The 13044-nt window shown below is 33.2% G+C and carries 18 protein-coding genes; 15 read left to right on the forward strand and 3 right to left on the reverse strand.

The genetic code is table 11. The annotated features are described in order from the left end of the window. Positions 1–39: 39 nt before the first annotated feature. Positions 40–810, reverse strand: coding sequence for a LuxR C-terminal-related transcriptional regulator (locus tag ITJ86_RS06900; protein WP_195870893.1), 771 nt, complete (start codon positions 808–810; stop codon positions 40–42). Positions 811–843: 33 nt separating this feature from the next. Beyond that, on the reverse strand, positions 844–1305 hold the full coding sequence (locus ITJ86_RS06905; RefSeq protein ID WP_195870894.1) for an Lrp/AsnC family transcriptional regulator: 462 nt from the start codon (positions 1303–1305) through the stop codon (positions 844–846). A gap of 163 nt (positions 1306–1468) precedes the next feature. Between ITJ86_RS06905 and ITJ86_RS06910 the strand changes: the two genes are divergently transcribed. The 15 genes from ITJ86_RS06910 (at position 1469) to ITJ86_RS06980 (ending at position 12419) form a co-directional block, all read left to right on the forward strand. Beyond that, complete coding sequence (locus ITJ86_RS06910) at positions 1469–2668, forward strand: aminotransferase class I/II-fold pyridoxal phosphate-dependent enzyme (protein WP_195870895.1); 1200 nt, start codon at positions 1469–1471, stop codon at positions 2666–2668. A gap of 147 nt (positions 2669–2815) precedes the next feature. Beyond that, complete coding sequence (gene nhaC, locus ITJ86_RS06915) at positions 2816–4285, forward strand: Na+/H+ antiporter NhaC (protein WP_195870896.1); 1470 nt, start codon at positions 2816–2818, stop codon at positions 4283–4285. 140 nt (positions 4286–4425) lie between these two features. Further along, positions 4426–5064, forward strand: coding sequence for a peroxiredoxin (locus ITJ86_RS06920; protein ID WP_195870897.1), 639 nt, complete (start codon positions 4426–4428; stop codon positions 5062–5064). Between the two features lie 61 nt (positions 5065–5125). Further along, complete coding sequence (locus ITJ86_RS06925) at positions 5126–5434, forward strand: thioredoxin family protein (protein WP_195870898.1); 309 nt, start codon at positions 5126–5128, stop codon at positions 5432–5434. Between the two features lie 91 nt (positions 5435–5525). Beyond that, complete coding sequence (locus ITJ86_RS06930) at positions 5526–5783, forward strand: DUF6952 family protein (RefSeq protein ID WP_195870899.1); 258 nt, start codon at positions 5526–5528, stop codon at positions 5781–5783. Between the two features lie 309 nt (positions 5784–6092). Continuing rightward, positions 6093–6542 carry an SMI1/KNR4 family protein gene (locus ITJ86_RS06935; RefSeq protein ID WP_195870900.1) on the forward strand — a complete coding sequence of 150 codons (450 nt, stop codon included), beginning with the start codon at positions 6093–6095 and terminating at the stop codon, positions 6540–6542. 1 nt (position 6543) lies between these two features. Further along, positions 6544–6825, forward strand: coding sequence for a hypothetical protein (locus ITJ86_RS06940; protein WP_195870901.1), 282 nt, complete (start codon positions 6544–6546; stop codon positions 6823–6825). Positions 6826–7033: 208 nt separating this feature from the next. Further along, on the forward strand, positions 7034–7582 hold the full coding sequence (locus ITJ86_RS06945) for an RNA polymerase sigma factor (RefSeq protein ID WP_195870902.1): 549 nt from the start codon (positions 7034–7036) through the stop codon (positions 7580–7582). A 95-nt stretch (positions 7583–7677) separates the two neighbouring features. Further along, complete coding sequence (locus tag ITJ86_RS06950) at positions 7678–8280, forward strand: YceI family protein (RefSeq protein ID WP_230080244.1); 603 nt, start codon at positions 7678–7680, stop codon at positions 8278–8280. A 3-nt stretch (positions 8281–8283) separates the two neighbouring features. Next, positions 8284–8892 (forward strand): peroxiredoxin-like family protein, encoded by a 609-nt coding sequence (locus ITJ86_RS06955; RefSeq protein ID WP_195870903.1) that lies wholly within the window; start codon positions 8284–8286, stop codon positions 8890–8892. Between the two features lie 4 nt (positions 8893–8896). After that, entirely contained in the window at positions 8897–9346 is a 450-nt protein-coding gene (locus ITJ86_RS06960) for a DUF6789 family protein (RefSeq protein WP_195870904.1), read from the forward strand. A 218-nt stretch (positions 9347–9564) separates the two neighbouring features. Further along, complete coding sequence (locus tag ITJ86_RS06965) at positions 9565–9762, forward strand: hypothetical protein (RefSeq protein ID WP_195870905.1); 198 nt, start codon at positions 9565–9567, stop codon at positions 9760–9762. Positions 9763–9851: 89 nt separating this feature from the next. Beyond that, entirely contained in the window at positions 9852–10016 is a 165-nt protein-coding gene (locus ITJ86_RS06970; RefSeq protein WP_195870906.1) for a hypothetical protein, read from the forward strand. 573 nt (positions 10017–10589) lie between these two features. Next, complete coding sequence (locus tag ITJ86_RS06975) at positions 10590–11588, forward strand: lipoate--protein ligase (protein ID WP_195870907.1); 999 nt, start codon at positions 10590–10592, stop codon at positions 11586–11588. Between the two features lie 66 nt (positions 11589–11654). Continuing rightward, positions 11655–12419: an SOS response-associated peptidase gene (locus ITJ86_RS06980; protein WP_195870908.1), complete on the forward strand. Its 765-nt coding sequence runs from the start codon at positions 11655–11657 to the stop codon at positions 12417–12419. Here ITJ86_RS06980 and trhA read toward each other — a convergent pair. After that, positions 12416–13042 (reverse strand): PAQR family membrane homeostasis protein TrhA, encoded by a 627-nt coding sequence (trhA, locus tag ITJ86_RS06985; RefSeq protein ID WP_195870909.1) that lies wholly within the window; start codon positions 13040–13042, stop codon positions 12416–12418. The two genes, ITJ86_RS06980 and trhA, sit on opposite strands and share 4 nt — an antisense overlap. Between the last annotated feature and the right edge of the window lie 2 nt (positions 13043–13044).

The raw sequence follows: 13044 nt of genomic DNA on the forward strand, positions 1-13044 counted from the left end.
CAAAAATTAGCAATACTCAATTTGAGTATTTTACCGTATTTATAACCAATGTTGATTCACTTTTAGCATGCCAATCAACTCTCCTGTAGATGACACATTAAACTTTTTTAATATATTTCTTCGATGCGTATCAACCGTATGAGGACTGATACTTAGTCTTTTAGAAATCTGTTTGCTCGTATGATTCAACACCAATAACCTGATGACATCGCGCTCTCTGTTACTAACATCTTCAGTTAGTAACTTTTGAGAAAAGTTATTAAAATAGAGTGTTTCATATTCGTTATTAGCATTTAGAATTTTAGCAGATGCAGTAATATCCATTTTTATATGAGGATCTAAAACGGTGTAATGTGCTAATCCTATTATTGGTTTTCCGTCTGAATCGAAATCCAAAGGTGTGGTATTCTGAATGATATTAACATAAACATCATTGGCATTTTTTATCCTAAAATTCCAAGTGTAATTTGTGTCTTTACGTTTATGTACTGAAATTTCACTAAGTGTAAATTCCATTAAACTATTAAGTGCACTAAGCCAAGCATCAATATCGTCTGGGTGAATTCTATTCCAAAAATAACGCATGCCATGTACTTTTAACTCCTGAGCATCAAGCCCAAGACAAGCCGTATAATTTTTACTAATATACTCAAAGGTTAAATTTTGTGTATTTGTAATACAAAAAAACGTAGAACTATATGGTAGAAACGCATCGAGTTCCATGATCTTTTTTATATGTTCTTTTAGCGAAGGTGTATCGTAAGATTTAAATATAAGTTTATATAAATCTTTGATATGCGTTTGTTTCATATGCTAAAATTAAAAATTTTATTTAAAACATAATCACATTAATGAAATTGCAGTGGTATGCTTTACTTCATTTATCATAAACATGCTATGTGTACTTCCAATATGGTCTATTTTGGTTAGCTTTTCTACCATAAATTCTCTAAACGCTGTCATATCCTTGACTAGAACTTTAAGTAAATAATCGTAATCACCACTGAGGTGATAGCATTCTAAAACCTCATTTAGTTGTTTTACTTCACGTTCAAACATCACCACATAATCTTGTGAATGTTGTACCAATTTTACATGACAAAACGCAACAAAGTCTTTTTGTATTTTACTCTTATCAACCAACGCAACATACTGCTTTACGATACCACTCTTCTCGAGCTTTCTAATACGCTCATAAACGGCAGTCACTGATAAATTTAACTGCATTGACAAGGCTTTATTGGTCTGTTTACTATCGGTTTGAAGTAAATGAAGAAGTTTTCTGTCAATGGCATCAAAAATCATAGGTGTTGTTTTTTCGGAAATAATTGTAATTCATTCAAATATAATTAAAACTAAACTACAACTATGAGTTTTTACAGTATATTAATCTAAATACTACCTACATCATTGATATATCATCTAAATATATCGAAATTTGAACTACATAATCACTAAAACTGTTACTATGACTTTTAAACCGGCAAATAACATTCAAGATTTACAGTACTTTGGCGAATTTGGTGGAGTTAATCCATCTATTTCAGATTCTTCAACCTATACCTTCTTATCAGCAAAAACAATGTTCGATACCTTTGAAGGTAATGCTGATGGTTGTTACCTTTATTCGCGTCATTCGTCGCCTTCAAATTTATATTTAGGTGAAGCTTTAGCAGCAATGGAAGGTACAGAAACGGCAACCGTTACAGCTTCTGGAATGGGAGCCATTACTCCGGTTGTATTGCAGCTTTGTGACTCTGGAGATCATGTGGTAAGTAGCAGAACGATTTACGGAGGTACGTATGCGTTCCTAAAAAACTTTGCTCCACGTTTAGGTATAAACACAACATTTGTAGATATTACTAAACTTGCTAGTGTTGAAGCCGCAATAACACCTAAAACAAAGATTTTATACTGTGAATCAATTAGCAATCCATTACTCGAAGTCGCCGATATAACTGGTTTGGCACTACTAGCAAAAAAGCACAATCTAAAATTAGTTGTAGATAATACGTTTTCTCCACTATCCATTTCTCCAGTTAATTTGGGAGCCGATATTGTCATTCATAGTTTAACCAAATTCATCAATGGCTCTTCTGATACTGTTGGTGGTGTGGTTTGTGGCTCACAACAACTTATAGATGATTTACGGAACGTCAATAGTGGTGCTGCCATGTTATTAGGGTCTACGATGGATAGTTTGCGTTCGGCTTCGGTATTAAAAAATCTTAGAACACTACATATTAGAATGATGCAACACAGTTATAACGCATCGTATTTAGCTGAGAAATTTGAAAACTATGGGTTAAAAACGGTGTATCCTGGCTTAGCCTCTCACCCATCGCACGAGTTATTCAAATCCATGATGAATGAAAAATATGGTTTTGGAGGTATGATGACGATCGATGTTGGATCTTTAGATAAAGCAAATGCCTTAATGGAACTGATGCAAGAACGCAACCTTGGCTATTTGGCAGTAAGCTTAGGATTCTACAAAACCTTATTTAGTGCACCAGGAAGCTCTACCTCTTCTGAAATCCCTGAAGATGAACAAGAAGCCATGGGCTTGAGTGATGGTTTAATTCGATTTTCAATTGGATTAGATGCCGATATTGAACGTACTTATAAAACGATGAAAGCTTGCATGGAAAAATTGAATATTCTTTAAGCAAAAATTACACGTATACAATTAAAGGTTAGATTCTTATACAAGAATAAGCGTCTAACCTTTTTTTTACGTCATATTCTATGATTTGTATTCGATTTGCATTTGGTTTCACAAAATCGTAACATTACAACACTAAACTGAATGAAAATGCAAGACAACGACGAACTAAGTGAGATCCAACTCGAAGATCAAAAAATTATAGATAATAAAGAACTTAGTTTTCTTGAAGCCCTCATTCCTGTTGTCATTTTAGTAGGACTATTAGCTTATAACATTTTTTTTGTTGAAGATCAAGAATGGTTTGGTGGTTACACCAATCAAATCATCTTATTAATTGGTGGCGGAATCGCAGCTGGTGTTGGTTTTTTTAATAAAGTGAGTCTTACAACCATGCTAAAAGAGGTTTGGGAAAACCTTAAAAGCGTTTTTGTGCCTATTATGATTTTGTTTTTGGTCGGAGCACTGTCCGGTACGTGGTTAGTGAGCGGAGTGATTCCCGCCATGGTTTATTATGGCTTACAAGTCTTAAGTCCTGAAATATTTCTACCAGCTTCTGTTATTATTGCCGCTGTAATATCCATCGCAACTGGAAGTTCTTGGACCACCTCTGCTACTGTTGGTATTGCTTTAGTTGGCATTGGAACTGCCTTAGGTATTAATCCAGGGATGATTGCTGGTGCTGTAATATCTGGCGCTTACTTTGGAGATAAAATGTCTCCATTAAGTGATACCACCAATTTAGCTCCTGCCATGGCTGGTACCGATTTATTTACGCATATTAAATATATGGCCTATACAACAGTGCCAACAATTACCATAACTCTAATTTTTTTCGGAGTTATCAGTTTCAATATAGACCCAACAGGAAATGCAGATATCAGTAACCTTCTTAACTCAATAAAACAAACGTTTAATATCTCACCGTGGTTATTTTTAGTCCCTGTTATAGTCGTTGCCTTAATCTTACTAAAAGCAAAACCTTTGGCAGCATTAGGTTCTGGGATTGTGTTAGCTATTATATTCGCTTTCGTTTTTCAGGGACACGTATTAGAAAGCTTATCCGATTCTAATATCACATCAATTGTAAATTCAATACTTATTGAAACTTCAGTTGTTACAGACAACGAAAAATTAAACGATCTCTTCTCAGCTGGCGGTATGGAAGGCATGTTGTGGACCATTTACCTCATTGTTTGCGCCATGGTTTTTGGAGGTGTAATGGATGGCATCGGAGCCTTATCTAGAATCACAAAAGCCTTGTTATCTGTTGCGACGTCTGTTTTTGGATTATTTGCTAGTACTGTAGGAAGTTGTATAGGACTTAATATTGTGGCTTCAGATCAATATTTAGCGATTGTAATTCCAGGTAAAATGTTTAAACAAGCCTATGAAGACAGAGGCTTAGCACCAGAAAACTTAAGTCGTACACTTGAAGATTCTGGAACCGTAACCTCTGTTCTTATTCCTTGGAACACCTGTGGTGCTTACCAAAGTGGTGTTTTAGGTGTTGGTGTGGGCGAATACATTGGCTATGCCATTTTTAACTGGCTAAGTCCGTTCACAACTTTAGTTTTTGCTGCATTTAGAATTAAAATTAAGATGCTAAAAAATAAATAGTTTTTAATTATCACAATTAAAAATCGCCATAGCTAAAATCTATTGCTTTATTAAAATTTAAAATTTACTTAACGCATTATTTCACTAATGAAAGGTATCTTTGTAGTAGAAAATAATTAACCATTTAAAACTATAAAAATATGGCATTAGTAGGAAGACAATTCCCAGATTTAGAAGTAAACGCAATGAATGAAATGGGCGATACTTTTAAGGTAAATGTATTAGAAGAAGCAAAAAACAACAATAAAAAAGTAGTCCTTTTTTGGTATCCAAAAGATTTCACTTTTGTTTGCCCAACAGAATTACATGCTTTCCAAGCAGCACAAAGTGAATTCGAAAAAAGAAACACTATCGTTATTGGTGCATCTTGTGATACTGCAGAAGTTCACTTTGCATGGTTAAGCACCTCTAAAGATAATGGAGGGATTGAAGGCGTAACCTACCCAATATTAGCAGACTCTAACCGTAACTTAGCGTCAGCATTAGGTATTTTAGATACATTTAATGAGCAATTTGATGAAGAAACAGGATTAGTAACTGTTGAAGGTGACAACGTAACTTACAGAGCAACTTACATCATTGATGAAGAAGGAACAATTCAACATGAAAGCGTTAACAACATGCCATTAGGTAGAAACGTTAACGAATATTTGAGAATTATCGATGCGTTAACGCATGTACAAGAAAAAGGAGAGGTTTGTCCTGCAAACTGGGAAGAAGGTAAAGATGCTATGCAAGCCAATGCTAAGGGAACTGCTGAATACTTAGCGTCTCATTAATAGCTAATTTTAGACCTGACAGGTTTTAAAAATCTGTCAGGTTTATAAAAAAAATCAAACTATGATACAAGAATTAGAACAAGATAATCTTCAAGATATTATCAATGGTAATGATACAGTAATCGTTCAGTATTCTGCGACATGGTGTGGCAATTGTCGTATAATGAAACCTAAATTTAAGAAGTTAGCAACAGAAAATGAAGGTGCAACGTTTGTTATCGCTGATGCAGAAAAGTTTCCTGAAAGTAGAAAATTAGCAAGTGTTGACAATTTACCAACCTTTGCAACATTTAAAAGTGGCGAATTTAAAAGCCAAGTTCAAACCAATAAGTTCGATGTTTTAAAAGAATTGGTAGACGACGCCGTGTAACATAAGTCTGTCAGGTTAAGCAAAACACAACAAAAGTTGTCAGGTTGAGCGCAGTCGAAACCTCTCAAACAACACAAAACACCACTAGCACATGAAACTACCTGTAATAAAACACTTAACGCAATTCATTGAAGACAATGATGAAGATTACATCGTTGAAACTATTGAAACTTTAGAGCACTTAACAGAAGTGCCGTCACTTAAAGATGAAGAATTAGACGTTATTGGAGAACTTATTTCTAATATGTACGGAGCTATTGAAGTCCATAAAATGATTAAAGATGGTGCTACTAAAAAAGATGCTGTTAACGACTTTATGAAACGCGTTTTAGGCTCTATTGATAAGTAAGTAGAAAAAGAAAAATTATCGAAAATAAAAACCACTTGGCGATAGCTTGGTGGTTTTTGCATTTTATAGGGTTTTGGAATATGAATTTTGAGCATTACGGTTTACCGTAAGCACTTTTTACTAGAACCGTTTATCTTGGCTGTTGAATACGAGACCTATACGTAACTTTACGTATTGATTTTTGAGGTAAAAGAGTTAGATTTGTTATTGTTACCTCAGAAAGATGAGTAACCTATTATAATAGGTTTTATATATGGGGTCTGAATGATAAATATTTATATATAACACGTTGCCACACATTTGAAAAAAATGGAGATATTTAATAAATTCAGAGAAAGGTTTGATAAAAACGATGATTTAGAAAAAGCGTCTGAATCTCATATTGAAAAACTAAAAGCGGAATTAAATATAATAATTCCAAATCAAGTCAAGTTGTTCCTAACTGAATATGGAAATATCTATTCACCAGAAATTTTGGACTTAATAGTTGATAACGAAATTGACCTTTGGGATATTCAAGAATTTTGGACAACCGAAAGAATAATTTACGATAAACAAAACGAATGGACTGCTCAACTTTCAGTTGATTTAATACCATTTGCATCTGACAGTATGGGAAATATTTTTGGCTTTTTAACTGCCGAACTGAATGAAGAAAAACAAAGCTGTTCTGTTCATTTTTTCGACCACGATTTTAATACAGTCGAGAAAATAGCCAACTCATTTTCGGAATGGATTGACCAATATAATCGAATTTAATATGGCTCAACTTGAACAATACTATAAAGGACAAGGCAGTTGGGAAAGGTTTTTAGCCATATTTGGTGATGATTGGACAAATTCTGAATTTCAAAAAAAACTTCTCTCGAAAGTAGATAACCGCATTGATTTCGCAAAAGTCATTTATTATTATATTGGAGAAACAAGTTTAGATTGGTTAGATAAAAATATTCCAGCATTAGATAATTTGACACCAATGGAATGTTTAAAATCAGAAAGACTAATTAATCGATTAAAAGTGTGTCTAATGAGAATGCATTGAAAACTGAAAATAAAAACGTGTGGCAACACCGTGTATAATTCATTGCTGGTTATAGCCTACTTACGAAAGTCCTCGCGAACTTTCTATCTGTGATTTATTTGCTAACTTTAGTGCTTAAACACGCAACTAACCATACATAAACACGTAGCCAATTTGCAAAAATCACTCAATGCGTTAAGGTCCGGAATACACCAACGACAAATAGAATATGAATAATATAATAGTCGACTTAAAAACTGAAAATAATTTTGCGTTTGGAAAGTTGTACCAAGATAATTTTGGTAAAATTTCAAATTTCGTGCAAAACAACAGCGGAAATCTAGCCGATGCAGAAGACCTTTTTCAGGAAGCAATGATGGTGCTTGTTGAAAAACTTCGTCAAGATGATTTTCAATTGACGGCTTCAATAGATACATATGTCTATGCCATTTGTAAAAATCTATGGTTCAAAAAGCTTCGAGACAAAAATTATGAACTTTCCGTTGACGAATTACAATCTTTTGACTTCTTAACCTCAATTAATGATTCCATTGAAGAGGAAAAAACGTATTTAGAAAAACTAAAAGGGTACTTACTTAAAATAACAGACCATTGTAACCGACTTATTCACGACATTTTTTTCAAAGAAAAAGCCATAGACCAAATTCAAAAAGATTATGGCTACTCTACGCGACATAACGCTCAAAATCAAAAACATAAGTGTGTTGAACAAATCAGAAAAGTAAAGGAGGAAGACAAGCAAAAACAAAAAATATAAAAAAAATTACCCGACTTGGGTGATTTTTTGAAACTATTGGTATAAAGGTATATATAGTTCATTTTGACTATCATAACTTTTAAAATATTAAAACAATGGTTTCAACATTTAAAACAATGGTTTTGGCAGTAGCAATTACTGCATTAGGTACACTTTCTGCAAACGCACAAGATGCTACAATGTGGAAAATTGATAAATCTCACACGTCTGTTAATTTTTCAATCAACCACTTCTTCTCTTCTGTTCCAGGAAAATTTACTGACTTTGACGGTATGATTCATTTCGACCAAAACAATTTAAAAGGAAGTAAAGCTGATTTTTCGGTATCTATAAACAGTATAAATACGGATGATGAAAAGAGAGATGAGCACTTAAAATCAAAGGAGTTTTTCGATGCAAATACGTTTTCTAAAATGACTTTTCAATCTACAAAATTTGAAAAAAAATCAGACAAAGAATATTTAATCCATGGTAAACTAACCATTAAAGACGTTACTAAAAATATGGTTCTTCCAATGAAGATTACGGGAGAAATGGAACATCCAATGATGGAAGGAACCATCATTTTAGGAGTAGTTATTGATACTACAATCGATAGAACAGACTACGGAGTTGGTACAGGCGATTGGGCAGCCACTATGGTTGTTGGCGATGAAGTAAAAATTCACATCCCAATGGAGTTAAATCGTAAAAACTAACTTATGAGGCTGTTTTTTAAATCATTATTAGGCATATTTTGTTTTTGGTGTTCAACACCGGTTTCTGCTCAAGCACCCAATAATGCAGAAGATATTTCACCTTTACTCATTGGAGAAACAATACCAAGTGCCACTTTACAAGATTCTGATGGAAATCTAACACAACTTAAAAGACTAATAAAGAAAAAGCCTACTATTTTGGTGTTTTATCGTGGTGGTTGGTGTCCATATTGCAATATGCAACTTTCAGGATTAGTAGATATAGAAAACGATATTTTAGATTTGGGTTATCAGATCGTTGCGATAAGTCCAGATGATTATAAAAACTTAAAATCTACAAAAAGTAACGACAGTATCAATTACACACTGCTTTCTGACCCAAACGCAAAATTTATCCAACAAGTGGGAATTGGCTTTAAAACGCCAACAATGTTGAAAGGTTTTATTGCTGCTAAAAGACAAAAAGGAGATACATCTGAAGTTATGCCAGTACCAACGGTAATGGTATTAGACAAAGAAGGTAAGATTCTTTTTGAATACATCAACCCAAATTATAAAGAAAGAATCGGAGGTGAAATGCTATTAGCAGTATTAAAAACAATAAAAAATTAAAATTATGAACAATAGAATTAAAAAATCAGTTTTAGCGGGAATTATAGGTACAGTCATAATGACTGCAGTAATGATGGTAGCTCCAATGATGGGAATGCCGAAAATGTCACCACCTAAAATGCTTTCAGGAATGTTAGGAATGCCAGTTTTTATAGGTTGGATAATGCATTTTATGATAGGTATAATCTTTGCCTTTGCGTACACCTACTTATGTATTTTTAAACATAAAATTAGCAATGTATGGTTAAAAGGAGCAGTATTTGGAATTATTGCCTTTGTAATTGCACAGGTTATGATGCGAATAATGGGAATGATGATGCCAATGCCAAAAATGGATGGCTCTATGGTTTTAATGGCAATAGGAAGTTTAATGGGACACGTAATATTTGGAATGGCAGTTGCTAAAACTGTTGGAGAAGCTTATTGTAATAGTGGAACTTGCAAAACGAAATAAAAACTGCTTACTACATTGTATAAACGCAATAGCGGCTTGAGTGCAAACTTAAACCGTTTTTGCGTTTAATTAAGTATATTGCAAATCTAGAAACAGTAATTTTTACTGCGCTACTGCATTTTTATGAGGCCGTTGGCATTCTTTAAGCAGACGAGATAAAAATTAAATATGATTTTAAGCTTGTTTACGGAATCCTAAACTAAATTAAAAACGAAATTATGAACACAAAAATTAATTGGGTTGTAGAAGGTTTAATATTTGGAATAATTATGTTAGTTTTTTCAAGTATTCTTGATTTGATTGCGGATGACTTTACTTTTGACCGCTTTTGGATAAAAATTCTAATTTGGTTGATTGGAGGTTTAGTGTATGGATTATTGATGAAATTATTAAGAGATAGAAAAGCAACGAAATAAAATAAATTTCAGGTTTAATATATTTAAAAATACTTAAATCAACTGATTGCAGTAGTGCTCACTCAATCGGAATTTAAAAATAGCACATAATGAGAAAAAGAACGTTTGATATCATTTTTATCGTTTTATCAACAGGAATATTAATATTATTATCTGAATATGGCGTTTTAGAAAACTATATCGCTTTTTCGATACTTCCTATTATAATTGCATATTTCTTAGGGCAATATTCTGAAAGAAAATTTAGGAATTAAATACAACAATTAGAATTTAAAGTTAATTCAAATTGATGAGGTGAAAAACAACGAAATGCCAATACCTTGTATAATTAATTACGTTGTTTTAGTTACCAAACTACGCCACTAAATTTAGACAATACCGCTAGCACTAATTAAATAAAACACTCTATTAAGAACATAATCGAGTGAAAAATAAAATATCCTTTTCTAAGATTTAAAAAATTGGAGGAAAACAAATATTTAGCGTTGGCCTCAATTTTTGTTTTAAAGTCATCTTCAGTGAGTTTTGCCATACCTTTCTATGGATTTGGACTGGTTTTAATTTAGAATACGAAAATGAGCAAACAACTGAAATGAAGAGGATCTATTTTACTTATAATTGAAGCTGTGTTTACATTCGAAAAAATGTACGAATCGTACACAAGCTTTGGATACAACATTATTAACGTATTAAAAACGACTGTAAGCAATAGAGTTAATTTTATTTTTAGATCAAACCAATAAAAATTTTAAATCATAAAACAACAGCTATTTATTTCAGCCATTTCAAATTATTATCTTTGTTAGCTACCAAACGAGATAAACTTTATGATATTTATTGATAACGAAGGGCAAACCAACCCAAAATTAAACTTAGCCTTAGAAGAATATGCTTTAAGACATTTTGATACGTCTACGGATTATTTGTTGTTTTACATCAACGAACCTTCCATTATTATTGGGCGCAATCAAAATACCTTAGAGGAAATTAACCAAGAATATATAGAGGCCAATAATATTCATGTGGTACGACGAATTTCTGGTGGTGGAGCGGTTTATCACGATTTAGGAAATTTGAATTTTAGTTTTATTACTAATCACGATGGAAAAAGCATTAGTAACTTTAAGAAGTTTACGGCACCTGTCATTAAAGTGTTAAACGATATGGGAGTTGCTGCCGAACTTAAAGGTCGGAATGATATTTTGGTAGATGAGAAGAAAATTTCTGGTACTGCTCAATTTTCTACCGGAAAACGAATGATTAGTCATGGAACCTTATTATTTGATACAGACATGAGTGAGGTCGCTAAAGCGCTTCAGGTAAAAATGAGTAAAATTCAATCTAAAGGTCATAAGTCGGTTAGAAGTCGTGTGGCGAATATCAGCGAATTCTTAAAGACGCCAATTTCTATGGCCGACTTTAAAAAACAACTACTCATAGGCTTGTACGAAGCCAGCGAACCGTTTGAAACCTATAAATTAACGGAAGAAGAATGGAAAGCTGTTTACGATTTAAAAGCTGAAAAATATGATTTATGGGATTGGAATTTTGGACGTTCCCCTAAATTCAATATCGAACGCAACAAACGTTTTCCTATTGGTGAAATTGACCTTCGTATTTTTGTTGAAAAAGGACATATTTCAGATTTTAAAGTCTTTGGTGATTTCTTTGGTAGACAACCCGTTTCAAGTCTCGAAGCGATGCTTATTGGAGTGCCTTATGACAAAAATGAAATCAGTAAAGCCTTAAAAGAGGTGTCCATTGAAAATTATTTCGGGACTATAGAAAAGTCTGATTTTATTGATTTAGTTTATGGGGACGATTAAGGGTTAGGTGTTATAAAAACTGATTTTAAAACGAGTTTAAAAACCCAAAAAGTTCAATCGTTAATTATGTGTTACGACATTAAAGCCAGTTTAGAAAGTCAGTTAAAACGTGCCAAACGAAAAGGTGACCTTTCTGCTATTGAAGAAATTATTGAAGATTTAATTCCTTTGACTGATTTACCGTTGCATCATGTGTCTGGTTTTAATCATCCAGAATTATTAATTTATACAGACCGACAACCCGAATTTCCTGAAGTTGCAACTTGGGGTTTAGTACCAGAATGGGTTAATGATGCAGAACAACAAAAAAAATTCTGGAATAATACGCTAAATGCACGAGGTGAAACCATTTTTGAAAAAGCATCCTTTAAAACTTCGGCAGTAAACCACAGATGTATTATTTATGTTGATGGTTTCTATGAACATCACCATTATAATAACAAGATCTATCCGTTTTATATTCACAGAAAAGATAACGAACCTATGGCACTTGCTGGTTTGTATAGCGAATGGACCAATCCTGAAACTGGCGGATTAATGAATACATTTTCTATTGTAACTACTGAAGGAAATGCTGTAATGTCTAAAATTCATAATAACCCAAAGTTAAAAACCTCGAGAATGCCTTTAATTTTACTCGAAAACCAAGAGGATGAATGGTTACATAACATTGAAAATGAATCGGATAAAATCAACATTCAAGAATTAATTAAGAAGTTTCCATCTGAAGCATTAGCATTTCACACCGTTAATAAATTAAGAGGTAAAGCGTATAGTGGTAATGTTGAAGGCATTTCTGAGAAAGTAATTTATGACGACTTAGAATTCTAAATCACGAACAGGTAAATCATAAAAAAATGGCAAATTGCGCCACCTAAAACAAACAAATGCCAAATCACATGGTTGAACGGAATTCTTTGAATGGCATAGAAAATTATACCGACTGTATATGACATTCCGCCAGCAAACAACCACAGAATACCATTTGGACCAAGTGCCTCAGAGACATTAGAAAAATCGAAAATAATAAGCCAACCCATTACCAAATACAGTAATGTTGAAATAACCTCAAAACGACCTGTAAAAAAGAGCTTAATAATGACACCAAAAGCCGCAATTCCCCAAACTGTCCAAAATAATGGCCAACCCAAACTATCAGTAAGACTTATTAATAAAACTGGTGTATAGGTGCCAGCAATAAGTAAATAGATACTAATATGATCTACAATTCTAAAATAATGTTTACGCTTCTCCCCTTTTACGGCATGATAAAATGTAGACGCTAAGAAAAGCACTATTATAGAAATTCCGTAAACAACGACACTAAATAAACTCCAAGGTGTTGTATCATCTACTTTTACAGTCAATAACACCAATGCAGCAATTCCTAATGCAGCTCCTATTCCATGTGTCCAAGCATTTAATTGTTCTTCAAATTGAGATTGAATGCGCATGG

Origin of the sequence: Winogradskyella marina (assembly GCF_015645385.1) — a bacterium.
GTDB lineage: Bacteria > Bacteroidota > Bacteroidia > Flavobacteriales > Flavobacteriaceae > Winogradskyella > Winogradskyella marina.